Raw genomic sequence first — 24,035 nt, 5'->3', positions numbered from 1 at the left:
TGCTACATAGCCCTCGCTTGTCGGCGCTATTTTTGAACGGGGCAACATGCAGCGTTTCATTCGGCTAGCTCGTGGCACCTCGTCGCCCGCTACTCTCATTTTGATGGTCTGGTGTGCGGCGCTTGCCCTCGTTGCCGTTGGACCGATCGATTATCCGGCACAGCCGTCGCTGGTCGTGCTGGCGGTGGTCGGTACCGGTCTGTTGTTGTTCCTCGTGGCGTATCGTGGCGGCGGCTTCCTGTTCGAACACTGGTTCGCGCGCCAAGAGCAAATGCGTGCGCCGTCCTCGATGACGCTGAATCGCGTCGTCGTCGCGGCCTCGCTGATCGGCATCACCGGAATCGGCTTCATCGCACTTGATCGTATCGTGCTGAGCGGGGTGAGCAACAGCGGCTATTCCGAGCTGCTGCGCTGTGCGCCGGGACTCGTCGATGCCGTTGCGATCAAGCGGACGCCGCTCTTGTATCTCGGCTACGTGATGTTCTCGTTTGGCTTCGTCTCGATGGTTCTGTTCTTGCTCAGAGGCGAAGTCATCAGGGGCTGGGCGGCGGCGCTTGCGCAGTTGTCGGTCGTCTCTCCGGTAGGGTACGCGCTGCTCTATTCGGGTCGGATGCCGATCCTGCTGGTCCTGGTCCTGCTCGTCGCTGCGATGCTGATCCGCATCAGCGAGGGACGGCAGCCCTTGCCGGCTGGGCACCACCTGGTTCTCAAGACGATCGTGGTGGTCGGATTGTTCGTGATCTATTCCAGTTCGATCTGGTCGAGCCGGCAGAATTTCTGCGCCCAGGTTTCGCCGCTGATCCGCGCATTGGAGGAGAAACAGAAAGAACGTGAGGCTGCTGCGGCGCCGGCTGAGGCTTCGGACAAGGTTGCCCCGGCCCCGGTTGAGACTCCCGTAGTTTCGGCTCAACCCTCAACCGAAGAAGCCAGTCCGGCCCCCCGGCCGACAACGGCTGAGGTGATCACCGCGCCCCATTCAGGCGAGCAGGGGGCTGAGGCCCCGGCCAAGGTCGCCCAGGCCCCGGTCGAAGCTCCTGCGGTTCCGGCCCCCCGGCCGACAACGGCCGAGGTGATCACGGCGCCTCATTCAAGCGAGCAGGGGGCTGAGGCCCCGGCCAAGGTCGCCCAGACCCCGGTCGAGGCTCCTGCGGTTCCGGCCCAACCCTTAACCGAAGAAGCCAGTCCGGCCCCTCGGCCGACGTCGACTGAGGTGATCACAGCGCCCCATTCAAGCGAGCAGCGGGCCGAGGCCCCGGCCAGGGCCGCCCCGGTCGAGGCTCCGGCGGCGCCGGCTGCCCCTTCAACCGAAGCCGGTGCGGCCACCACCCCGCCGAAGTCTACGGAGGTGATTACCGCGACTGATTTCAGCAAGCGGATGGCCGAGGCTACGGCCGCGCCGCCAGAGGCGTCGCAAGTGAGCTCTGCCGATGCCGTGCTTGCGATCATGCTGGAAGCCTGGAACGTGAAGCCGCGCAGCTACGTCACGTCAGCGCTCGAATCCAGCCATCTGTCAGCGCGCGCTGCGATGATCGGCCTCAGCACCTACTTCTATCTGACCCACGGCGTGCGGATGATCGATATCGGCTGGCACGCGCGCGACAAATTCTCCAGGCACTGGGGTGCCTATGAAGTCGGCGTGCTGTCACCGATGCTGCGGGTGTTTGCCCCGGAGAACCTGCATGTGGCCACCATGGAGACGGAGCAGCGATCCGCCGGCACTTACGGCTTCTTCCCGACGGTCTGGCTTGCCGCTTTCATCGATTTTGGAATCGGAGGCGCTGTCGTCTACATCCTGGTCTGGGGATGCGTGGCGGGCTGGAGCGCGGCGGGAGCGAGACGGTCCCGCCTGATGACGCCGCAGCTGCTTTTGGTCTTTGTTCTCGCGAGCATCCTTCTCAGCCCGGTTCAGGGTCCGCTCGGCATCGCCAATTCGGCATTGGTGCTCGGCTCAATGCTCCTCGTCGGGCTAGTCGTCGACGTTTTGACCGGATTCTCGAAGCAAGGCGATCAAGGGAACTATAGTTAGGGATTAGTCGGCAGCGATCATTCGCTGCGAGCGAGCCGCTGTGACGAACTTGCGAGTCCGGACCACCGCGCGGCAATGGCTCTGGCTACGACAGATTACTAAACCATTCGACCGTTTCGTCGACGCTCTGCTGGAACGTGCTGGGAAGCGGCCCGCAGATCGCTTCCGTTGCCGTCAGATCGAATTGGTATTCGGTCAGAATGTTCTTGAGCCTGCGCGAGGTCAGGGGAAACTGCTTGAGCCCAAGCGCAATTGCCGCGTCGCCGGAATGAGCCATTGCCCGCGCGAGAAGGACGGGAATCCTGGGAATCGGCCGGGCTCGCAAGCCGCGTTGAAATGCATCGCCCCAGGCGACCAGATCGAGCGGTTCATAGTCGGCGAGATAGAACGTCTTGCGGTGCATCTGTTCCGGGCTGGCTTTCAGCAATTGCCGATACTGATAGGTAATATTTCCGACGTAGCTGAACGACTTCAGCAACGGCTCGCGTCCGATGTGAAAATAATAACCACGCTGAATCATGCGCAGAAAGCGTCGATAATGCGCGCTCATCCCCGGTCCCCAAACCGTGGTGGGGCGTACGAGGCACCACTGGGTTCCTCCGCCGTCCTGCTCGCGGACGATCTGCTCGGTCAGAACCTTGCTGCGCCCGTAGGATGAGTCCGGATTGTAGTCGGTGTCGCTCTTTGGGGCGTAATCGACGCGACAGACCAGCTGCGACGAGGTCCAGGCGGTCCGTTTGATCGAGGGGGTGCGGCGCACTGCGTCGATGACATTTCGAACGCCTTCGACATTGGCGGGATAGTCCGAGACATCTGCTGTCTCGTCGATATCGATCCGGGCCGCCAAGTGGACCAGCGCATCGGGCGCGCAGGCTTGAACGGTCTCCTGCAATTGTCTGGCATCGAGGATGTCGCAGACAAAATCCGTCGACGGACCGGGGAGCTTGTCGAGACCCTGGACCTCCCAACCTTCGGCTTTCAATCGTTGCGCGAGCGCCTGCCCGATAAAGCCGGAGCTGCCGGTGACAAGAACTTTCATGCGGATTTGGCTGTTTTTGAGCAGGAAGCGGGATCGCTTGACTGGCTTGCCGGGCTGATTTACCAAGCCAAACAGTCGATTGCAAACTGCGGCGAAATCTTCGGAAGCAAGGCTGCATTGCGATCGGCGATTTCCGTCACCCGCTCAGACTCAACCGGCGCTCGCTTCATGAAGGCATTCGTTTCTGCCGTGTTCCAGGCCCTCAACAGCGTCCTGGAGCTGATCGGGCTGCGCCTGATACGCACCAATGCGCCGGTGCGGAACTTCCGTCTGTTCTTTCAGCACTTGAAGTCGCTCGGCTTCGACGTGAAGACCGTGATCGATGTCGGCATCGCCTTCGGCACGCCGCCGATCTACCGGGCGTTTCCCCGCGCTCGCTATTTCCTGATCGAGCCGGTCGCGGAATGCCTCCCGGTCCTCGAGCGCCTGAAGCAGCGGCTCAACGCCGAATATTTCCAGGTCGCGGCCGGCGCCGAGAACGGCGAGGTCACCTTCAACGTGCACGACGACGTCTCGGGATCGAGCTTGTACGCGCAGGTCGAGGGCAAGGTGCTCGACGGCGAGGCGCGGCCGACGCCGATGCGGCGGCTGGATTCGCTGTTGCCGGAGAAGCTCGAGCATCCGGTGTTCCTCAAGGTCGATACCCAGGGCGCCGAACTCGAAGTGCTGAAGGGGCTGGGCTCGCGCATCGTCGAGATCGACGTGATGATCCTGGAAACCACGATGATGCAGGTGCGCCACGGTATCCCCGAATTCGCCGAGATCGTACGTTTCTGCGATGAGGCGGGCTTTGTGGTCTATGACGTGCTGGAAGGCCACATGCGTTCGATGGACGGCGCGCTGGCGCAAATCGATCTGGCCTTCGTCCGCAAGGACTCGCTCCTGCGCAGCAAGACCGGTACTTTCACGCCGGAGCAGATGACGGACTATCTCAAGACGTCGCGCAGGCTTCCGCGGCGCGATGCCTGACCTCGGTTGATCCGCCAGACGGCCGCGCCCGAACCGGACGAAGGACGAAATGGCGAGGCAGCGTTTCCCGGAAGCATTGATCTAGAGCAGGTTACGAGCTAAATCGCAGCGTTGCACTGGGGGATTGCCTTGCCAACCAAGATAAGCCCGAAGCGAATTCTCGCGAACGCTCTTTATCCGAGATATTCAGCGTTTGTAGACAAGCTCAATCGGAACCCGCTGTTCGTCAAGTTCATAAAGGAAAACGAATCGGCGCCCTGTTTTGAAGATCGCTTTATGATGTACGACCACGTCATCGGGCACATCGGCAATGGTGCCGTCAACTATCTCGAATTCGGTGTGTGGAAAGGCGCGAGCATCAAATATTGGGCGGAGCAAAACCGGCATCCTGAGAGCCGTTTTGCGGGATTCGATACCTTCACTGGGCTTCCAGAGGCCTGGGATTTCAGGCCGGCGGGAACATTCGATGTCCAGGGCAAGACCCCGGAGATCACCGATCCGCGGGTCCAGTTCGTCGCCGGACTATTTCAGCAAACTTTGCCGCAGTTCCTCAGCGGATTCTCCCCGCGGAACAGGCTCGTACTTCACCTCGATGCCGACCTCTACTCGGCTACGCTGTATGTCCTGGCTCGGCTGCATCATTTGATCGTACCCGGAACAATCCTGATATTCGACGAGTTCGGCGATGTGCAGCATGAATTCAGGGCCTACAACGACTACATATCGTCGCACATGCGCGAGTGTAAGGTTCTGTGCGGGTCGTTCCAGTACTACACGCTGGCGCTGGAGATATCTAAGTGACGTTGCCTGATTTGGCCGTGGCTGCCCTAACCGATGCGAGATGAACGTAGGAGTACATCACGAGGTAGGACATAATATCGCGATTGTATTGATCTGACGGGTTGCGCTTAAACTCCGCATTGTATCCCGTATAGAGGTTCTCAAACAGGGACTCTCCGTCCAGAACGGCCTTCATCAGTTCTGAGCTGACATAGATTTCCTTGTTGCTCTGCTGAGAATTGACGAGGCCGGTGCCGAATTCCACGGAATGCCTGTCGGTCTCATCGAGCACGATCGAAAGCGTCTTGCCGAGGATCGTAGGGGCAAATTTCGATCGATCGACTTTCGATCGGACGAAGGTGTCGAATTTCACCAGGAAATTATCCACCGCGTCCGAAATGTCGGACTTGTCATGGTCCGAGCTGCGGTAGGTATCGCACGCGTCGATCTTGCCGTAGAGTTCGTAGAACAGTGTCGATGCCGATTTGATGGCGTCGTCATCGTAGGCACGGCCGAGGAATGACTGGCGAATGCCGTCGAAATCGAACGTGTCGCCCGGGTACAGGTCCAGCACTTTCACGGTCTCCGGGATGTCCTGACGAAAGCCTTGTGTGACAAGCGCTGGCGTGGGGAAAATCGAGTCCTGCAGATATTCCGGCTTACCCTTGACGAAAACCGACGCGAAGCCCGCATAGGTGATGAAATTGGAGATACCGAGCTCCGCCGCGTTCTTCGTGCCCACGCGGATCATGCCGCGGACCTTCGACAGCAGCAGGGACTTTTTCTCCGTTGCATCGAAGTTTCGATAGTTCAAGGGAAAGCCGGATGCCGAGTTGGTTTGTGACATGTACACCGCTCGCTTCGGTCCATGCACGGCGACTTCCGCCTGCAGCGCGGTCTTGGTGTGAGGCGTCAGCGCATTCCAGTTGTCGTTGCAGTGGATGACAAGGGCATCCGGGGTGCGAATGGAATAGGTGGCGTCGTCGAGCGAAACCTGGTCATTGCGGAAGCTCTTGATCATGAACGGACCGATTGTGACACCGGCCTCGTCAGCCACCATGTAATTGGTGAGCCCGATCCTTTTGACGCGGTTTGAAACGCTTGGCGACGCGTAATCGGACGATACGATCGCAGTGTTTCTGTCGAACAGGCGCAACAGGTCATCGTCGCAATGATCATCGTGACCATGAGAGATCAGCAGTGAGAGCTTGTCCTTGAGCGCGGCAAGATAGGCCGGATGGACCACCATGGGAAATGTCGGCAGCCAGCTTCCGAAGGCCGGCTTCTCGAACCATGGGTCCGTGAGCAGAAACGAGTCCTTGTACCGGATTAGAACCGACGAGTGATTGATGAAAGTGAGGTCTGTCATCTGTGGGCTGTCCAGACGGTTGGCGGACCGAGCGGCCGTCTGCCGGCAACTGTTTTCGTGTATTTCGTGTATTGAGCCACGCCAGGACGGCAGCAGGCCGTCAGATCTCAGCGAGTACGATAAACAGGCAGCGCCGCTCGCCCTTGTTGACCATGCCGCCGCGATGGATGCCGTTTCCGTCGAATAGGATGCAGTTGCCGTAATTCGACGTGGCGCTGAAATGCCCCTCGCGCAGGCGCGGCACCTCCGGCGAGTCGTCTGGCAGATCGCCGCCGAAATCGGCCTTCTTGCGCAGGAACGCCGGCAGCGCCATGAATTTCTTGCGCGCCTCGGGCTTGCGGCCGGAGAAGCCGGAGAAATCGTTGGTCCGGCGCACCATGCCTTCGAACCAGCCGACCTTGGCGTTCTGGCTGCCGCGGATGTAGCAGAACGGGCCGCCGTCGGGGCCGATGTCATGGACATAGATTGCGCATTTGAGCATGCCGTAGGTGGCATCGACGTGCAGGTAACTGGCCCAGGGATCGGCGAGCTGGGTGTCGGGAAATACGCGCCGCCAGAACGCGAGATCCTGGTCGTTGATCTGTGCATTGACATGCTTCACGCCGACCGGGCGGCCGAGATAGGCGCTCGCGGCCTCGGCGATGCCGTAGCGCTTGAAGATGCCGTCGACGATCGCAAACGCGTTCTGGTCGGCCGAGCGCGTGCACCAGTAGACGTTGTCGTCGAACTTGCGCTTCTCCGGCGGAAGGTGGACGCGGCGTTCGTCGAGCTTGTCGAAGGCCGGCTTGGTCGCGGTGCGGATCTGATCGAGCTCGTCGGGCGTCAGCGTCAGGCAAACGATTCCGTCGGATTTGATCTGGTTCAACAGCGTCGGGTTCGCCGGAATTGCCGGACGCCGCGCGCCGGTCAGTGAACCGAGGATGCGGCTGGCGCGGATCCGTGTGTACATCGTGATGTAGCGCAGCGCGGTCGAGGCATTGAGGCCGCTGAAGCCGGCTTCCTTGCTCAGCAGGGGCATGTTCTCGTAGTCGACGATGCGGCGGATGGTGACGAAGGCGAAGGTGCGTACGAACACCTTTAGCGCCTGGAGCCGTTCGGCCAATGTCGGCTTCTGCAGCATGCGGCCATAGGCGGGATGGGCGTCATAGTCGATCTCGGGCAGGGTGGTGCCACGGTAGGGCGGAATCGGCAGCTCGCGGATATCGGCGGCACGCGCGGTCGGCGCCACTTCTGAAAGCGAGTCGATTGTCGTCATGACGGTCTCCAGCGGCGCGCGGATCATTTGCAAGGCCGCCCGATCTATACAACCTGTGGCGTTGTGCAAGCAACCGCGCCGGAGTGTTATGAGACCGGATCTGGCCCGCTGAGCGGAGCTTCTAAGTCGTGGAAATGCTTAGGGAAAGCTTGGCGAAGGTCGATCTTTTGAAGGGTTCCAGCAATTCGCTCCGACGCACCCCCGAGGCCATAGGGCGGCACAAGCGACGGGTCGGGATGGAACCGGCCCGCAAAGATGTTTTCGAGGGCAGCTAGGATTGCCGCGGAGTCGGCCGGGCAATCGATGATCGAGGCGGCGCGCAACCGGCCGAGTTGGCGGTCGCCGATATTGATCGAGGGCACGCCGACGGCTGGTGCCTCCAGGATGCCGCTCGAGGAATTACCGACCACGGCATCGGCAAGCCGCAGCGCTGCCCAGTAGCGCTCGCTGCCGAGCGACGTGAACAAATGCGCCCGATCGGGCCGCGACGCCACGAAGGCGCGGATCGCATCGTCGATCGCGCGATAGCCGGGATCGGCATTGACGCCGGTGAAGACAAAGCTGCGATCTTCGATTTCGACCAGCGCGCCGAGCAGCGCCGCGGCGTTGGCCGCGTCGGCTTCCGGCTGCGCCGTTGTCGGATGCAGCGTCACCAGCAGGAAGCGTTCCGGGCCGGTGATGCCCAGTTGCGCGAATAGCTCGGCGCGGCTGAGCACGGGCGCGGTGCTCGCCATATCGAGGCCCGGCGCGCCGACGTTGAAGACGAAGTCGGGGTTCTCGCCCATCTGGATGACGCGTCGCCGATACGGCTCGGCCGCGACAAAATGCAGGCAGGCCATCTTGGTGATGGCATGGCGGATGGCGTCGTCGAAGGCGCCGGCGGTGACTTCCCCGCCATGGATATGCGCGATCGGGATGTTCAGAAGGGTCGCTGCGACCGCGGCCGCCAGGATCTCGTAGCGGTCGCCCAGCACGACAAGGAGATCGGGTGCGAGCTTCGGCAGCACGTCTGCAAAGCCGGAGACGGCGATGCCGGTGCCGCGGGCCACCGTCGCGGCGCGATCGTCGTCGAGCTCGAGATCGATCTTCGCGGCGATCGGAAATCCGTCGGTTTCGATGATCCGCCAGGTCTCGCCGAATCTCGGTACCAGATGCATGCCGCAGGCGATGACGCTGAGATCGACGTCGTCCATTTTCTGCAGCCGCGTCAAAATACCTCGCAGCAAGCCGTAGTCCGCCCGTGCCCCGGTGACAACGGCGATGCGGCGGGGCGCGGCTTTCATGGTGATGTCAGCCACGGCGAGGCGTCGAGCATGCCGTGCTCGATGACGTAGGATGCATAGGCAAGATCGGCTGCGCTCTCGATCTCGATCGAGTGCATCCGGTCCATCATGATTCCGTAGCTCGCGGCCGGATCGGCGTAGATCTTGCGGTGTTTGCGCATGGCGTCCCAGCCGACCAGATAGAGCGCGCCGTTCATGGTCACCTCGATCGGCTGATCCTGGCGGCGCTGCGCCGGTGTCTTGAGCATCCTGTCGACGATGCCGCCGATCGAGCCGTCCGCGCCGAGCGTGCCAACGAAGATCGACGAGACCTCGGTCTCGCGCATGCCGACCACGAGGCTGGCCTTGCGCACCAGGAACAGTTCGATCGCCTCGTCGAAATGTTCGGGGCGCGCGAACGGCGACGACGGTTCCAGCAGCATGATAGCGTCGTAGCGCCGTCCTTCATGCGCCTCGATCCAGTCCATGGCATGCAACACCACGTCGTTGGACGAGGCGGTGTCGGTCGCAAGCTCGGCCGGCCGCTCGAACAGCATTTCGGCACCGTGGCGCACCGCCTCGTTGCGGATCTCAGCACTGTCGCTGGAGACGATCAGCCGCGAGCAATAGCGGGACTGCAGCGCCGACTTCGCCTTGTAGCCGATCAGGCTGAGCCCGCCGATTTCGCGCAAATTCTTGCCCGGCAGTCCCTTCGATCCGCCGCGCCCCACCAACAGGAACAATATCTGTGCCGTCTCAGCCATGCGCTTTCGATGAGTCCTGCCGCTGGCATCCCCGCGAGGGATGCGCAAGTTCTTACCATTGCACGGCTTTCAGTTGTGCCAGCCGCAACCCGCTTGCGTTGCTTTTACCAGTGTACTCGACTAAGACAACCGCTTGATTGGAGGGTGATTTCGGTTGCCCACCGCGTCCCGCGACGAAACCGCATGCATCGCCGAACCCTGATCATTGCCGAGGCTGGCGTTAACCACAATGGCGACCCTGCGCGGGCTCTCGCGCTGGTCGACGCGGCCGCGCGCGCGGGCGCCGACGTCGTCAAGTTTCAATCGTTTCGCGCCGACAAATTGGCGACCAGCGACGCTGCCAAGGCGAGTTATCAGAAGGTCACGACCGGAAGCGAACAGTCTCAGCTCGAGATGCTGCGCGCGCTCGAGCTGAGCGAGGACGACGAGGTGCGCATCGCGGCCGCCTGCACCGCCGCCGATATCACCTACATGTCGACGCCGTTCGACGCCGACAGCGCAACCCACCTCGTCCGACGCATCGGCGTCGCCACGCTGAAGGTCGGCTCCGGCGATCTCACCAACGCACCGCTGTTGTTGCATCTTGCGCGCTTCAAGCTGCCGATCATCCTGTCGACCGGCATGGCGACGCTCGCCGAAGTCGAGCAGGCGCTCGGCGTCATCGCGTTCGGCTATCTCGGCGATGCCCGTACGCGGCCGACGCCGGCCGACCTCGCAAACGTCCTGCTTGACCGTGCGGCCTGGACCGAGCTGCGCACCAAGGTCACGCTCCTGCACTGCACGACCGAATATCCCGCCGATCCGCAGTCGATCAATCTGCGCGCGATGGCGACGTTGCGCGATGCGTTCGGGCTTCCGGTCGGCTTCTCCGATCACAGCCGCGGCATTCACATCGCCGCCGCCGCCGTGGCGCTCGGCGCCACCGTGATCGAGAAGCACCTGACGCTCGACCGCAATCTGCCCGGCCCCGATCACCGCGCCTCGATCGAACCGGACGAGCTGGCCGCGATGATCGCTTCGATCCGCGATATCGAGGCCGCGCTCGGCGATGGCCGCAAGGTGCCGGCTCCGGAAGAACTGCCGAACCGGACGGTGGCGCGCAGGAGCCTCGTCGCCATCCGTGCGATCAAAAGCGGCGAGCGCTTCACCGAGGACAATCTCGGCGTCAAGCGGCCCGGCAATGGCATTCCGCCGATCGAGTACTGGACCTATCTCGGCAGGCCCGCGCCGCGCGACTACGCGGCCAACGAGGCGCTGGAACCATGAGCCTGATCGTGCTCTGCGCCGGCGGCCATGCTCGCGTTGTCATCGAAGCATTGCTCAGCCGTGGCATACGGCCGACGGCCGTGACAGACCGCGACCCCACGCGCATCGGCGAGGCCGTTGGCGGCGTTCCGATCACCGGACCGGACGAAGATATCCTGAAGATGGACGCCAATGCAGTCGAACTCGCCAACGGTCTCGGCAACCAAGCCTCGCGTTCGGATTCCGGGTTGGCGGGCCGGCGGGCGCTGTTTGGCCGTTTTGCCGGCCTGGGCTACAGGTTTCCGGTCATATCGCATCTATCAGCCGTGATCGCGTCAGACGCGGCGCTCGGCGACGGTGCGCAGGTGATGGCCGGTGCCGTGATCCAGCCGGCCGCGCGGATCGGCCGCAATGTCCTGGTGAACACGCGTGCGGTGGTGGAGCATGACTGCCTTGTCGGCGATCACGCCCATATTGCTCCGGGGGCAATACTTTGCGGCGGCGTGTCGGTCGGCGAGGGCGCGCATATCGGTGCGGGAGCCGTGGTTTTGGGGGGCGTCAGCGTCGGAGCGGGATCGATCGTTGCCGCCGGCGCCGTGGTCGCAAGAAATGTCGAGGCCGGCGCATTCGCCGGCGGCGGCCGGGATTAAGTCATGAACGAAGTGTGCTTTGTCAGTGAAGATACGCCTTTGATCGAGACGCTGCGGCGGATCGATCAGGGCCATTTGCAGCTTGCCGTCGTCGAGCGCGACGGCAAGATCGTCGGGACCGTGACCGACGGCGACGTGCGGCGCGGGCTGCTCGGCGGTATCGGCCTCGATGCGTCCGTCGACCACGTCATGAACCGCACTCCGATCACCGCGCACGTCGGCATTTCCAATCCCGCGGCCCTCAATCTGATGCGCAAGCATTCGATCCACCAGCTGCCGGTCGTCGATCCCGAAGGCCGGGTGGTCGAGGTCAAGCTGATCGACGATCTCGCGCTCGGGCAGCAGTCCGACCACTGGGTGGTGTTGATGGCCGGCGGCCTCGGCTCGCGGCTGAAGCCATTGACCGACGACGTTCCGAAGCCCCTGATCCGCGTCGGCGACAAGCCGATCCTGGAAACCGTGCTCGGCGGCTTCGTCAAGGCCGGCTTCGGCAAGTTCTTCATCTCGGTCAACTACAAGGCGGAGATGATCCGCGACTATTTCGGCGACGGCTCGGCCTGGGGCGTCGAGATCGAGTACCTCCAGGAGAATGAGCGCCTCGGCACCGCCGGTGCGCTCTCGCTCCTGCCGGAGCGCCCGAAGCAGCCTTTCTTCGTCATGAACGGCGACCTGCTCACGACCGTGAATTTCGAACAGATGCTGAAATATCATCGCGAGCACCAGGCGTTCTCCACCGTTGGCATCCGCGAGCATGCGGTGACGGTGCCGTTCGGCGTGATCGATTTCGAAGATCATCGCCTGCTCGGGATTCGCGAGAAGCCGACCCAGAAATTCTTCGTCAACGCCGGCGTCTATCTGCTCGATCCGGGCGTGCTGGATCATCTTCAGGCCAACGAGACCGTCGACATGCCGACGCTGATCGAGCGGACGATTGCGGACGGCAAGCAATCGGTGGTGTTCCCGTTGCGGGAATACTGGATCGATGTCGGTCGTCTCGACGACCTGCAGCGCGCCTCCGACGAATTCCAGAGGATCTTCGGATGAGCACCGAGCGCTCGCTCCGCGAAATGATGTCGCTCAGTGGGCGCGTGGCGCTCGTCACCGGCGGTGCCGGCCATATCGGTCGGGCGATTGCCAACGGCCTGGCCGAACTCGGCGCCAGTATCGCGCTTGTCGATATCGCGGAGTCCACTGGTGCCGATGTCGCTGCGAAGCTGACCGAAAGCTGGTCGGTCAGTGCCGAGACCTTCGCGTGCGATTTCGAGCAATCCGCCGCCGTGCAGGAGCTGCCGCGTCGGGTGCGCGAAAAGTTCGGCCGCATCGACATCATCGTGAATTGTGCCGCCTTTGTCGGCACCAGCGGGCTCGAGGGCTGGGCGGTGCCGTTCGCGCAGCAGTCGGATACGACCTGGCGGCGGGCGATCGAGGTCAACCTGACCGCTCCGTTCATCCTGATCCAGGCCGCCGCGGAAGACCTGTCGGCGTCAGGTCATGGCAGCGTGATCAATATTTCCTCGATTTACGGGCTCGCCGGGCCGGATTGGCGGCTCTACGAGGGGACCAGCCTCGGCAATCCGGCGGCCTATGCGGCCAGCAAGGGCGGCCTGCTGCAGATGACCCGATGGCTCGCCACCACCATGGCGCCGCGGGTCCGGGTCAATGCGGTGGCGCCGGGTGGTGTATTCCGGGCCACGCCGGAGCCGTTCCTGAGCCGATACGTGGACCGCACGCCGCTTGCGCGCATGGCGCGCGAGGACGATATGAAGGGCGCCGTGGCCTATCTGGCGAGCGATTTGTCGGCCTACGTGACCGGGCAGTGCATTGCGGTCGACGGAGGGTGGACGGCGTGGTAAGCCCGCGGCAAATCATGCAATTGCGAGAATCTTGGAAATGTTGAGCTGTAGCAAATGCTTGTTGCCGGAAACGGCTGAGGCGACATCGTTCGATGATGCGGGTTCCTGCAGCGTCTGCGCGCAGATCGAAGTTCGCGACACCCTGATCAATTGGGACGAGCGCCACGGCCAGATGATGGAACTGGTTGCGCAATACCGCGACAAGGGCCTTTACGACTGCATCGTGCCCTATTCAGGCGGCAAGGACAGCGTTTTCCAGCTCTGGTACGTGGTGAAGAAACTCGGCCTGAAGCCGCTGGTGGTGCGTTTCGACCACTGGTTCTACCGGCCGCTGATCGAAGAGAACAACACCTCTGTCTTCAAGCAGCTTGGCGTCGATGTGCTGAACTTCACGCCGAACTGGCATGTGGTGCGCGAACTGATGCTGGAATCGCTGAAGCGCCGCGGCGACTTCTGCTGGCACTGCCATACCGGCATCTATGCCCACACCATGCAGATCGCGATCCGCTACGAGACGCCGCTATTGTTCTGGGGCGAGAGCCTGGCCGAATACCAGTCGTTCTATTCCTACGACGAGATGGAAGAGGTCGACGAGAAGCGCTTCAACCGTGCGATGAATCTCGGCATCACCGCCGACGACATGTACGAATTTTTGGGCGGCCGCGTCGCCAAGCGCGACCTCTATCCGTTCGTTTATCCGCCGCGCAAGGAGCTGATGCGGATCAAGTGCCGCTCGATCTGCCTTGGCAGCTACATCAAGTGGGACACCAAGAAGCACGTCGAGATCATCAAGCGCGAGCTCGGCTGGAAGGGCCAGGAAGTCGAGGGCATTCCGCCGGAATACGATTACGAGAAGATCGAGTGCTTCTTCCAGGGCGTGCGCGACTATCTGAAATTCATCAAGCGCGGCATGGGCCGGACCAACCACCTCTCCAATATCGACATCCGCAACAAGCGCATGACCCGCGAGCAGGGCGAGGCGCTGGTCCGCGAGTTCGACGGCAAGCGGCCGCCGAGCCTTGATCTGTTCCTCGACTATCTGCAGCTCACGGAGGAACAGTTCCTCGGCATCGCGATCAAGCACGAGGTCAGCCCGTGGCAGTTCTCGCCGAACGATGTCGAGCCGGGTCGGCGGATGCCCGATATGGACAAGTGGAACAACACAAATGTGCCGTGGCCGAATCATCCGGGTGTCGAAATCGGCGGCAAGGGATAGTTTAAGGGATAATCGAGGTTTGACTGGACGGCGCCTTGGAGGCGCCGCAGGGAGCGGGGCGATGTCAGGCGTTGCGATCGTCGATTACGGCATCAACAATGTGCGGTCGGTGCGCAACGCCGTCGAATATTGCGGCTTCGACCCCGTCGTGACCCATGACGCGGACGCCATCGCGGACGCCTCGCACGTGATCCTGCCGGGTGTCGGCGCGTTCGGCGACGCCATGGCCAACATCCGCGCCCGCGGCATCGACGAAATGCTCGAGCGCCACGTCCGAGAGAAGGGCAAGCCGTTTCTCGCCGTGTGCCTTGGGATGCAGCTCCTCGCCAAGACCTCCGAGGAGCACGCCGATGACGCCGTCCCGCATCGCGGGCTCGGCTGGTTCGATGCCGACGTCTTGCGCCTGACGCCCAACGACCCCGCGTTGAAGATCCCGCATATGGGCTGGAACATGGTGGCGAAGGAGCGCAGCCATCCGATCCTCGCCAACATCCGCGAGAGCAATCTGGCATTCTATTTCGTGCACAGCTTCGCCATGCGCTGCAACGCGCCCACCGACGTGGTGGGCTACGCCCAGTACGGCCAGCCGGTCACCGCGATCATCGCGCGCGACAATATCGCAGCCACCCAGTTCCATCCCGAGAAGAGCCAGGACTCCGGGATCGAGCTGGTGAGCAATTTCCTGCGCTGGAATCCTTGAAAAGCCCGCGATGCTGAAGAAGCGCCTGATCCCGAAATTCCTGCTGCGTGACGGCCGGCTCGTGAAATACGTCCGCTTCTTCGAGAACGAGCGCATCGCCGGCAATCCGGTGACCACCGCGAAGGTCTACAACGACTACGGCGTCGACGAGCTGATCGTGCTCGACATCGTGCCTAGCGCCGCCTCGCGCGGCCGCGTCGTCGAGATCATCGAGCGGATGTCGGAAGAAATCTTCATGCCGTTCACGGTCGGCGGCGGCGTCAAGACGCTTGACGACGTCAACATGCTGCTGCGCGCCGGCGCCGACAAGGTGTCGGTCAATTCGGAGGCGGTGCGGCGGCCTGAATTCCTGCGCGAAGCGGCGCGCACCTTCGGCGACCAGTGCATGACGGTGTCGATCGACTACAAAAGGATCAGCCCGGACCGTGCCAGCGTGTTCATTGACGGTGGCCGCGAACATGTCGCGCTCGATCCGATCGAATGGGCGCGGCGCTGCGAGGACCTGCATTGCGGCGAGGTGCTGCTTGGCTCGATCGACCGCGACGGCACCATGAGCGGTTATGACCTCGACATCATCCACGCGGCATCCCGCGTGCTGAGCGTCCCCTTGATTGTCTCCGGCGGCTGCGGCTCGCTGCAGCATGCGATCGATGCGCTGGAGGCCGGCGCGTCCGCGGTGGCGATCTCCTCGATGTTCCTGTTCACCGACCACAGCCCGATCAAGCTGCGCAGCCATCTCGCTTCGCGCGGTCTCGACGTGCGTTCAAGCTCCTCAAGCAGGAATTAGCACCGTGCAGCTCTCGCTCGGCCGCAATGAACTCGCCCTCTATGTGCGCAAGCAGTTCGAGAACCTGTTCCCTGACGCCACCGATCTCTCCGATCTGCCGAAATTTGTCGATTCTGCGCTCGGACGGATCGAGCATTGCTTCTCCCGCGTCAGGCTGAAGGGGTTCTTCGCCAACGGTGAGGCGCGGTTCTCGCATTGGCACTCCGACCAGTACGCGATCTTCCTGTATTATCTCGCCAATAGCGCATTCCGCGAGAAGCCCGGCCATCCGATTGCCGACAAGGCCTATGCGCTCAACAAGGCGCTGCACGCGCTCGACGCGTTCTACGAGGTGGAGCTGCCCGACGTGTTCGCGGTTCAGCATCCGGTCGGCACCGTGCTCGGCCGCGGCAGCTACGCCGACTATTTCATCTGCTATCACAATTGCACGGTCGGGGCGAACCTCGAGAACGACTATCCGTCGTTCGGCCGCGGCGTCGTGATGTATGGCGGCAGCCGGGTGATCGGCAAGACCGCGGTCGGCGACAACAGTTTCGTGTCGACGGGGGCGATCTTCATCGACGGCGGTGCGCTCGCCGCCGACAGCGTGCTGCATGGAATCTATCCCAATGCGCGCCGTTCGGCCACGACACGCAACGTGGTGCACGATATTTTCGGGATCACAAGCTGATCAGAGCTCGCGAGTTGGTCAAGTCAGCCGCTTGAACCCGGAATGGGCGACCGGGCCGCGCAGCAATTGCCTGACGGCCTTCTGGTCGATCGCGATGCGCAGGTCGCGGAACACCTCGTTCACCGCCTCCAGATAGCGGTCGACATGGGCATCGGTGTGCGCAAACATCGCATAGAACGAGCCGGTGGCGAAGATACCCCGGTCGAGCATCATCTGGGTGAAGAGCGTGCGCACCTCCTGCGCCTCCGGCAGGTCGAACGCGAAATGGCCCAGCGGCGAGATACCGGAGACGTGCAACGGCAGGCCGGTGGCCTGCGCCGCTTCCGCCCAGCCCTTCTGCACGCGCCCACCGATCCGCATTAGGTGCCTTGCGACGTTCTGCTCGCGATGCTTGCGCAAGGTGGCGAGGGCTGCGACCGGGCCGACGCGCTCGGTCCAGGCCGTCGAACTGACGAAGGTCTCCTGCGCGGCATCCATCACCGACGCACGGCCAACGATGGCCGACATCGGAAAGCCGTTGGCGATCGCCTTTGCGAACACGGCGATATCCGGGTCGACGCCGTAGGCGAGATGCGCACCGCCCGAGTTGATGCGGAATCCCGAGGTCACCTCGTCGAAGATCAGGACCGCGCCGCAGCGGTCGGCGAGCGCGCGAATGCCCTTGATGAAGGCAGGCTCCGGTTCGCTCGAGCGCACCGGCTCCATCACGATCGCAGCGAGCCGCTCGCCATGCTCAGCGACGATGGCCTCGATCTCGTCGAGCTTGTTGAAGTGGAACGGCTGCATTAGCCCGGCGAGGCCGCGCGGCACGCCCTTGGTATCGAGGCCGGGCAGCAGGTGACCATCTAGCGCGGTGGTGGCGCCGAGATTGGCGCTCAGATACCAGTCATGCCAACCGTGGTAGCCGCAGAACGCCACCATGTCGCGGCCGGTCGCAGCGCGCGCGATCCGGACCGCGATCGCCATCGCTTCGCCACCGGCGCGGCTAAAGCGCACCATGTCCGACCACGGATGCAACTCGACCAGCAGCTCGGCGAGTTCGACATCCTCGGCGCAATTCAGCGTCGACATCGAGCCCAAGTCGATCGCAGCCTTGACCGCCGCATCGACGTCAGGATCAGCGAACCCCAAAATGGTGGCCCCGATCCCGCAATAGCTCATATCGAGATAGGTCTTGCCGTCGAGGTCGGTGACCTCCGCGCCCTTGGCCGACTTGAAATAGCTCGGCCATTGCTCGGGAAGGAACATTTCCGGCCGCTTCGAGAGCAGTTGCGTGCCGCCGGGCATGACCTTGCGCGCGCGCCGGTAAAGTATCTGTCCTGTTCCCGACATCAAATCCTCCAGCCTTCCGACGCCGGATTCCCCGGCGGAAAGCGCTCGGGTGAATACCCCATGGCTTGGCCTCGGGCAAGGCGACCCGCCCGTTCACCTTAGCTTGAATTCGTCGCGCAGGACTGCAAGAAAACCGCGGGATGAGCGGGCAGGGGCGACCGAGGTTATGCATATTTCACCAGGCGACAGGCGTTTTCAGGCAGCAGGCATTGCTGCCCTCGGCTGCGTCGTCCTTTTGTGGCTGATCCTTTCAGCAATCGCGGTACCCCGCCAAGGGACCTGGGCGGACGAAACCGGGTACATCCTGAAGTCGTGGTGGTACATCACGGGAGTTGTCCGCCCTTACTCCGCTGAGGATGCGACATGGTATCAGCCCCTGATCTTCTATGTGATCGGGATTTGGCAGTGGATCGTCGGCCACGACGTAGCTGGATCGCGGTCGATCACCGTGTTGATTACAGCGATCAACATCGGCCTGCTGGCGGAGCTCCTGCGTCGGCTCAATTGCGGCGTCTGGCCGATCGTCTTTGCGATCGTCGTCTTCGCGCTGACGGAGGACAGCATATTCTATTTCAGCAGCGCGACCCCGTTTGCGCTCTCGATCTGCCTCCAGCTCATTGCTACGCACTTGATGCTGACGATGCGACGCAGCGCCGACTACGCCGTCGTCGTTGCACTCGCTGTCGTTTTGACCATGATCTATTTTGTCAGGATCAATCTGGTTTCGTTCATTGCTGTGAGCCTGGCAATCGTCTGGGTCAGGGCCGGTCGCGATCGTTGGCGCGTGTATTTCGTTTCCGCGGCGGCCTTCGTCCTCATCTGGTCGGCGCTGGCCTGGGTCTGGGGTCGCCGCTTCATATACGTTTCGTTGTGGTTTCCGAACGTCACGGACTGGCTGTTTCGCACCGGAGGTCTCCCGCCGCTTTTCCCACATGCGGTGAGCCTCAGCCACCAGATGCTGCTGGTCGACAGTCCGTCGCGTTCCCTGGCCGAGCAATTCGCCTACGTATTCGGTTCGGACATGATGGTGAACTGGTTCCTGGCGCATCATGTGCTGCCCGTCGCAGCAACCATCCTTGCGCTTGGAGCCTTGGTGGTTCGTCGGATGCCGAACCGCGGATGGATCGCGACATTTGTCGCGGTCTACATCTTCCTGCTGCTATTCCACCATCTGGGCGCACAGGCGTATTGTCCGGTTTGTATCCAGGGTTACGCCAACTATTTTGACTACCTCGCGGCCCTTGCGGGCGCACTCGCACTGAACGGATTGTCCGAGCCGGCCGTGAGAAAGACGGCCAGCCGCATGATCTCGGTCGCGGCGATCGTGCTGTCGCTTGTGCTGGCTTCGTTGCAGTCGTGGTACCTCGTGGGGAGCAACAGGCTGCCTTCGATCCGCAATCAGGAAACTTCCGTTTCCGGAGAGCTCCACCAGGTTAGCGATGGTCTGAGGACGCTGCTTCCGGCGAACTCGGTGGTGGGGTTTATCGGTTCAGATTCAAGAATTCCGCTCGCGCTGTATTACGCAGGCATTCGGGTCCCTCCTGTCACCTTGACCCTGACATCGTCCTACCGCCGCCTGAACGACAATCTGACGGCCGGGCAAAGGGTGTCGACGATTGCGGAGATTGACGATCTATCGCTTTGGACCGACCAAACCGCCGAAAACTGGATGCGCAACGATTTCGAGATTGTTGTGGTGCAGCGGCGACCGGACAGATTTCCGTCCTGGCTGGTCTGGGCCCCGGAGGCGCCGCTCGTCAAGCGCGGGCTGGCGAAGTGTTTCGAAAGGATAGACGCTCGATCATTCGACGATCTCAAGCCTCCCCTGTCGATCGAGCTCTACCGTCGCACGAACCACGGCGAAACCTGCGTTCATGATTGAGGCGGAGAGTGTCCTCGAAAGCGACGGGATCAGGGTTGCGTATTTTGCAGGCGCCGACGCACCCCGAGCCTTGTTTTGCCGGGGCGACCGGCGCATATGCCTTGCCTTGTTCCAAGTTTTCCGAGTAATGGACGTTATCGAACGGCCGGCAAGGCCGCTTGTTCCCTCGGCTCTCTTCGGCCGGTTGCAATGGCTGGCGATTAGACAAAATTGGGCCTGTGCATGATCAGATTTGGCCTGCTCGGTTGCGGGCGTATCGCCAAGCGTCACTCGGACCTGCTCGGCGGCAATCACATCCAGGGAGCGAGCCTCGTTGCGGTTTGCGACGCGGTTCGCGCGCGTGCCGATGCGGTCGCCGCGAAGTTCGCAGTTCCCGCCCATTACGACCTGGACGAATTCCTGGGCCGCAAGGACATCGATGCCGTCGCGGTGCTGACGCCGAGCGGGATGCATCCCGCGCACGTGATCGCCTGCGCCAAGGCGGGCAAGCATGTCGTGGTCGAGAAGCCGATGGCGCTGCGGCTGCAGGACGCCGACGACATGATCCGGGCCTGCGACGAGGCCGGCGTCAAGATGTTCATCGTCAAGCAGAACCGCTTCAACGTGCCTGTCGTCAAGGCGCGCGAGGCGCTCGATGCCGGCCGCTTCGGCAAGCTCATCCTCGGCACCGTGCGCGTGCGCTGGTGCCGGGATCAGGCCTATTACGACCAGGATAGTTGGCGCGGCACCTGGGCCTATGACGGCGGTGTGCTGACCAACCAGGCGAGCCACCACGTCGACATGCTGGAGTGGTTCTTCGGGGATGTCGTGACCGTCCACGCGCGCGCGAGCACAGCGCTGGCCAGGATCGAGACCGAGGACACCGCCGTCGCAACGCTGAAATTCCGCAATGGCGCGCTCGGGATCATCGAAGCGACCACCGCCGCGCGCCCGACCGATCTCGAGGGATCGCTCTCGATCCTGGGCGAGGGGGGAACGGTCGAAATCTCCGGCTTCGCCGTCAACCAGATCCGGCACTGGCGCTTTGTCGATGAGTTGCCGTCGGACAAGGACGTCGTCGAGAAATTCTCGGTCAACCCGCCCAATGTCTACGGCTTTGGCCATCAGGCGTACTATCACCATGTGGTCGACTGCCTTGTGAACCAGCGCGCTGCGCTGGTCGACGGGCTCGAGGGGCGCCGGAGCCTGGAGCTGATTTCCGCGCTCTATGAATCGATCGAGACCGGTGCGGAAGTAGCCTTGCGCTTCACGCCGCGGCTGAGCCGGCTGGGTGTCGTGTCGTGAACCAGCCCGAGGTGCACCAGGTGGGAATCCGTGACGTCGAATTCGGCGTCGGGGTCAGCATCGTCGAGCCGTGCAACCTGTACGGCTGCAAGATCGGCAACGACTGCTTCGTCGGTCCGTTCACCGAAATCCAGCAGGGCGTCGTCATCGGGGCGCGCAGCCGCGTGCAGTCGCATGCATTTGTCTGCGAACTGGTGACGATCGGGGAGGACTGCTTCGTCGGCCATGGCGTGATGTTCGTCAACGATACGTTCTCGACCGGAGGGCCGGCGCGCGGGCGCAAGGAACTGTGGCGCGAGACCGTGATCGGCAACCGGGTTTCGATCGGTTCAAACGCCACCATCATGCCGGTCAGGATCGCCGACGACGTCGTCATCGGCGCCGGATCGGTGGTGACCAAGGATATCGTGACGCCGGGCACCTATGCCGGCAATCCGGCGCGCCGGCTGCTGGCGGGTCAATAAGGGGACGATCGATGCCGGTGCCTTTTGCCGACCTGCAGTTGCAGTACCAGACCATCAAGGGCGAGATCGATAGTGCGATCGCCGGCGTCATCCGCGACAACGCCTTCATTCGCGGCAGCTATGTCGATGCCTTCGAACGCGAGTTTGCCGCGGCCGCCGAGGTCGCGCATTGCGTCTCGTGCGCCAACGGCACCGACGCGCTTTATCTCGCCATGGCGGCGCTGAAGGTGAAGCCGGGCGACGAGGTGATCACCACCGCGCATTCCTGGATCTCGACCTCGGCGATGATCACCCATTCCGGCGCCACCGTCGTGTTCTGCGACACCGACGGTGAGACGTTCACGATCGATCCGGCGGCGATCGAGGCCGCGATCACGCCGCGTACCGTCGGCATCATTCCAGTGCATCTCTACGGCCAGCCCGCCGATATGGACGCGATCATGGCGATCGCAAGGAAGCACAAGTTCTGGGTGATCGAGGATTGCGCCCAGGCGCACCTCGCGCGCTACAAGGGCCGCATGGTCGGGACGTTCGGCGAGGCTGCGACCTATTCGTTCTATCCCGGCAAGAATCTCGGTGCGATGGGCGACGCCGGCGCGGTCGTCACCGACGATGCTGATCTTGCCGAGCACATGACCATGCTGGCGCGCCATGGCGGACTGGTGAAGCACCAGCACCATATCGAAGGCGTCAACAGCCGGCTCGACGGCATGCAGGCCGCAATCCTGTCGGCCAAGCTGCCGCATCTCGCCGGCTGGACCGAGGCGCGGCAGGATGCCGCGAAAGTCTATGACGTCGGGCTCAACCAGATCGAGGACGTGGTGGTGCCGGAAGTCGCGCCCGCGCGCAGCCACGTTTATCATCTCTACACGATCAGGCATCCGCGTCGCGACGCCTTGGCGGCGCACCTCAATGCCAACGGCGTACAGATCGCGATCAACTATCCGACCGCGCTGCCGTTCCTCGCGGCCTATGCGCGCTTCGGCCATCGCCCGGAGCAGTTCCCGAATGCGCATCGCGATCAGGGACAGATTCTCTCGCTGCCGATGTTTGCGGAGATCACGCGCGAGCAGCAGAACGAGGTCATCGAGCTGGTTCGAAGATTTTAGCTGGCAGCCCTGATTTGCGCGACGACGTCGCGGTAGCGGGCCAACGCCCTTTCTTCGGTGAATTTCCGGGCGGCAACCGCCGCCATCCGGCCCATCTGCGAGACCTCGCTCAGGTCGGCTGCGGCAACGCGGATCGCCTCAGCGAGGCGTGCAGGATCCTCAGGGGGGACCACCCAGCCGATTTTTTCGCCGAGAACTTCGATCGCGGCTTCGGAATGGTCTTCCGTGCTTGTGACGACGGCGCGTCCCACCGCCAGCAGATTGTAGAGACGGCTGGGAATCGATACGCCGGCCATATTGCGGCGATACGGGATGGTCCAGACATCGGCGGCAGACAGGAAGTCGACGAGATGCTCAGCCGGTACGGGGTCGAGCAGCGTGACGTTGGGTAGTTTTTCCATTGCCTGAAGATCCCTAAGCTGTTTCCAGCCGACGCCCCAGCCCGATAGCAGGAAGTGAATGCCCGGTTCGCTCCGGAGCATCCTGGCCGCTTCGAAAACCGTGCCAGGATCGTGGGTAAACCCGAGATTGCCCGACAATCCGACGATCAGATGCGCGCTGTCGCGTGGCCTGAATGGGTTTGTTGGAGCCAGGTCTCGATAGCCGATCGGCAGAAACGTCCAGTTCGGGATGAAGTGAATCTTCTCCGGGCCGACGCCGCGGTATTTCGTGAGAAGCGGAGGGACGTCACGGCCGACGACCACGATGCTATCAAGCGCCCTGAACATGATGCCATTCAGCAGGCGCAAGAGCTTGTTGAGCGGTGATTTCGAACTGATGAAGCCGGCTGCTTCGAGCGCCTCCGGGTACAGGTCGTAGATCAGCAGGGCAGTTGCGGCGCCCCGCAATTTGGCAGCGAGCACGACTGCATAAGGCAACGTAAATGGCGTCGTCACGCAGAATACGAGGTCGTCCTTGCGGGCCTTACTCAGCACGGAATAGAACATGGAGGCGGCGAGGAAGACGACGGCCAGGGCGCGCCAGATGACGGCGTGCTTTCCCGCCTGAAGGCCGTTCAGCTCGATCACGAACGGATTCGCCCGTGCGCCATTTGCCGGGGACGCAGAGTGCTTGGTGGCGGACAGGACAACAACCTCCGCATCATCAGCGAGGGCGCCGGCGATCTTGCCCAGATACGTTGCCGTCGTGCTAGAGTCCGGCGGATAGAGCTGGGTGGCGAAAAGGACCCTTTTGAACGTCTTCCGATGGGTTGGCGCTTCTTGCCTGGGCTCGGACGGCATCGCGGTAAAATGCTTTCGTTGGGCTATGACCTGAAGACCCGCTCTGTATGTGATCGCGATACCGTCCTCAAGCGCCTTGCTCGAACGCTTGCTCAAACGTCCTGGCATCCCATCGAGCGTGGTGACGGCTCCGACGGT

The 24,035-nt window shown here is 62.5% G+C and carries 22 protein-coding genes; 15 read left to right on the top strand and 7 right to left on the bottom strand.

Annotated elements, in window-relative coordinates; all coding sequences use genetic code 11:
* Nucleotides 1–46 precede the first annotated feature (46 nt).
* The gene (locus tag UP10_RS35260) at nucleotides 47–2,026 is read left to right on the top strand and encodes a hypothetical protein (protein ID WP_156180570.1); all 1,980 of its coding nucleotides are present in this window, start codon (nucleotides 47–49) and stop codon (nucleotides 2,024–2,026) included.
* A gap of 85 nt (nucleotides 2,027–2,111) precedes the next feature.
* Here UP10_RS35260 and UP10_RS35255 read toward each other — a convergent pair whose 3' ends face one another.
* Entirely contained in the window at nucleotides 2,112–3,131 is a 1,020-nt protein-coding gene (locus UP10_RS35255; protein WP_156180568.1) for an NAD-dependent epimerase/dehydratase family protein, read from the bottom strand.
* Nucleotides 3,132–3,233: 102 nt separating this feature from the next.
* On the opposite strand from UP10_RS35255, the gene UP10_RS35250 reads away from it, so the two are divergent.
* Together UP10_RS35250 and UP10_RS42365 are read left to right on the top strand one after the other, a co-directional pair.
* On the top strand, nucleotides 3,234–4,034 hold the full coding sequence (locus UP10_RS35250; protein WP_082077434.1) for an FkbM family methyltransferase: 801 nt from the start codon (nucleotides 3,234–3,236) through the stop codon (nucleotides 4,032–4,034).
* Nucleotides 4,035–4,163: 129 nt separating this feature from the next.
* A complete protein-coding gene (locus UP10_RS42365; protein ID WP_156180566.1) occupies nucleotides 4,164–4,835 on the top strand; it encodes a TylF/MycF/NovP-related O-methyltransferase in 672 nt (223 codons plus the stop codon).
* On the opposite strand, the gene UP10_RS35240 is transcribed toward UP10_RS42365, so the two are convergent.
* The 4 genes from UP10_RS35240 to UP10_RS35225 all read right to left on the bottom strand — a co-directional run bounded on the left by UP10_RS35240 (nucleotide 4,828) and on the right by UP10_RS35225 (nucleotide 9,464).
* On the bottom strand, nucleotides 4,828–6,183 hold the full coding sequence (locus tag UP10_RS35240; RefSeq protein WP_044591787.1) for an MBL fold metallo-hydrolase: 1,356 nt from the start codon (nucleotides 6,181–6,183) through the stop codon (nucleotides 4,828–4,830). The genes UP10_RS42365 and UP10_RS35240 overlap by 8 nt on opposite strands.
* A 100-nt stretch (nucleotides 6,184–6,283) precedes the next feature.
* On the bottom strand, nucleotides 6,284–7,438 hold the full coding sequence (locus tag UP10_RS44850; protein ID WP_197086978.1) for a phytanoyl-CoA dioxygenase family protein: 1,155 nt from the start codon (nucleotides 7,436–7,438) through the stop codon (nucleotides 6,284–6,286).
* Nucleotides 7,439–7,524: 86 nt separating this feature from the next.
* Nucleotides 7,525–8,736, bottom strand: a complete 1,212-nt coding sequence (gene neuC / locus UP10_RS35230; RefSeq protein ID WP_197086977.1) for a UDP-N-acetylglucosamine 2-epimerase — start codon at nucleotides 8,734–8,736, stop codon at nucleotides 7,525–7,527.
* Nucleotides 8,718–9,464 carry an acylneuraminate cytidylyltransferase family protein gene (locus UP10_RS35225; protein WP_044591785.1) on the bottom strand — a complete coding sequence of 249 codons (747 nt, stop codon included), beginning with the start codon at nucleotides 9,462–9,464 and terminating at the stop codon, nucleotides 8,718–8,720. Before UP10_RS35225 ends, neuC begins: the two co-directional genes overlap by 19 nt.
* 183 nt (nucleotides 9,465–9,647) lie before the next feature.
* Here UP10_RS35225 and neuB point away from each other — a divergent pair, with 183 nt between their 5' ends.
* The 8 genes from neuB (at nucleotide 9,648) to UP10_RS35185 (ending at nucleotide 16,585) form a co-directional block, all read left to right on the top strand.
* Nucleotides 9,648–10,730 (top strand): N-acetylneuraminate synthase, encoded by a 1,083-nt coding sequence (neuB, locus tag UP10_RS35220; protein WP_044591784.1) that lies wholly within the window; start codon nucleotides 9,648–9,650, stop codon nucleotides 10,728–10,730.
* Nucleotides 10,727–11,359: an acetyltransferase gene (locus UP10_RS35215; protein WP_044591783.1), complete on the top strand. Its 633-nt coding sequence runs from the start codon at nucleotides 10,727–10,729 to the stop codon at nucleotides 11,357–11,359. The genes neuB and UP10_RS35215 overlap by 4 nt, the downstream gene beginning before the upstream one ends.
* 3 nt (nucleotides 11,360–11,362) lie before the next feature.
* Nucleotides 11,363–12,403 carry a nucleotidyltransferase family protein gene (locus UP10_RS35210; protein WP_044591782.1) on the top strand — a complete coding sequence of 347 codons (1,041 nt, stop codon included), beginning with the start codon at nucleotides 11,363–11,365 and terminating at the stop codon, nucleotides 12,401–12,403.
* Nucleotides 12,400–13,212, top strand: a complete 813-nt coding sequence (locus UP10_RS35205; protein ID WP_044591781.1) for an SDR family oxidoreductase — start codon at nucleotides 12,400–12,402, stop codon at nucleotides 13,210–13,212. The genes UP10_RS35210 and UP10_RS35205 overlap by 4 nt, the downstream gene beginning before the upstream one ends.
* Nucleotides 13,213–13,249: 37 nt before the next feature.
* Nucleotides 13,250–14,428 carry an N-acetyl sugar amidotransferase gene (locus UP10_RS35200; RefSeq protein WP_050043955.1) on the top strand — a complete coding sequence of 393 codons (1,179 nt, stop codon included), beginning with the start codon at nucleotides 13,250–13,252 and terminating at the stop codon, nucleotides 14,426–14,428.
* A gap of 61 nt (nucleotides 14,429–14,489) precedes the next feature.
* Nucleotides 14,490–15,128: an imidazole glycerol phosphate synthase subunit HisH gene (hisH, locus tag UP10_RS35195; RefSeq protein ID WP_044591780.1), complete on the top strand. Its 639-nt coding sequence runs from the start codon at nucleotides 14,490–14,492 to the stop codon at nucleotides 15,126–15,128.
* A 10-nt stretch (nucleotides 15,129–15,138) separates the two neighbouring features.
* Nucleotides 15,139–15,915 (top strand): imidazole glycerol phosphate synthase cyclase subunit, encoded by a 777-nt coding sequence (locus UP10_RS35190; protein WP_044591779.1) that lies wholly within the window; start codon nucleotides 15,139–15,141, stop codon nucleotides 15,913–15,915.
* Between the two features lie 4 nt (nucleotides 15,916–15,919).
* On the top strand, nucleotides 15,920–16,585 hold the full coding sequence (locus UP10_RS35185; RefSeq protein ID WP_044591778.1) for an LbetaH domain-containing protein: 666 nt from the start codon (nucleotides 15,920–15,922) through the stop codon (nucleotides 16,583–16,585).
* An 18-nt stretch (nucleotides 16,586–16,603) separates the two neighbouring features.
* Here the strand turns inward: UP10_RS35185 and UP10_RS35180 are convergent, their stop codons facing one another.
* Complete coding sequence (locus UP10_RS35180) at nucleotides 16,604–17,917, bottom strand: aminotransferase class III-fold pyridoxal phosphate-dependent enzyme (RefSeq protein ID WP_044591777.1); 1,314 nt, start codon at nucleotides 17,915–17,917, stop codon at nucleotides 16,604–16,606.
* A 49-nt stretch (nucleotides 17,918–17,966) separates the two neighbouring features.
* On the opposite strand from UP10_RS35180, the gene UP10_RS35175 reads away from it, so the two are divergent.
* The 4 genes from UP10_RS35175 (at nucleotide 17,967) to UP10_RS35160 (ending at nucleotide 22,656) form a co-directional block, all read left to right on the top strand.
* Nucleotides 17,967–19,799, top strand: coding sequence for a hypothetical protein (locus UP10_RS35175; RefSeq protein ID WP_156180564.1), 1,833 nt, complete (start codon nucleotides 17,967–17,969; stop codon nucleotides 19,797–19,799).
* Nucleotides 19,800–20,021: 222 nt separating this feature from the next.
* Entirely contained in the window at nucleotides 20,022–21,083 is a 1,062-nt protein-coding gene (locus UP10_RS35170; RefSeq protein ID WP_044591775.1) for a Gfo/Idh/MocA family protein, read from the top strand.
* The gene (locus UP10_RS35165; RefSeq protein ID WP_044591774.1) at nucleotides 21,080–21,547 is read left to right on the top strand and encodes an acyltransferase; all 468 of its coding nucleotides are present in this window, start codon (nucleotides 21,080–21,082) and stop codon (nucleotides 21,545–21,547) included. Before UP10_RS35170 ends, UP10_RS35165 begins: the two co-directional genes overlap by 4 nt.
* A gap of 11 nt (nucleotides 21,548–21,558) precedes the next feature.
* Nucleotides 21,559–22,656, top strand: coding sequence for a DegT/DnrJ/EryC1/StrS family aminotransferase (locus tag UP10_RS35160; protein WP_044591773.1), 1,098 nt, complete (start codon nucleotides 21,559–21,561; stop codon nucleotides 22,654–22,656).
* Here the strand turns inward: UP10_RS35160 and UP10_RS35155 are convergent.
* Complete coding sequence (locus UP10_RS35155; RefSeq protein WP_197086976.1) at nucleotides 22,653–23,993, bottom strand: glycosyltransferase family 4 protein; 1,341 nt, start codon at nucleotides 23,991–23,993, stop codon at nucleotides 22,653–22,655. The genes UP10_RS35160 and UP10_RS35155 overlap by 4 nt on opposite strands.
* Nucleotides 23,994–24,035: the final 42 nt, after the last annotated feature.

Origin of the sequence: Bradyrhizobium sp. LTSPM299, from assembly GCF_000938235.1 — a bacterium.
In the GTDB taxonomy this organism is placed as follows: Bacteria; Pseudomonadota; Alphaproteobacteria; order Rhizobiales; family Xanthobacteraceae; genus Bradyrhizobium.
Note: the sequence above shows the minus strand (reverse complement) of the source record. Positions and strands in the feature narration are given on the sequence as shown.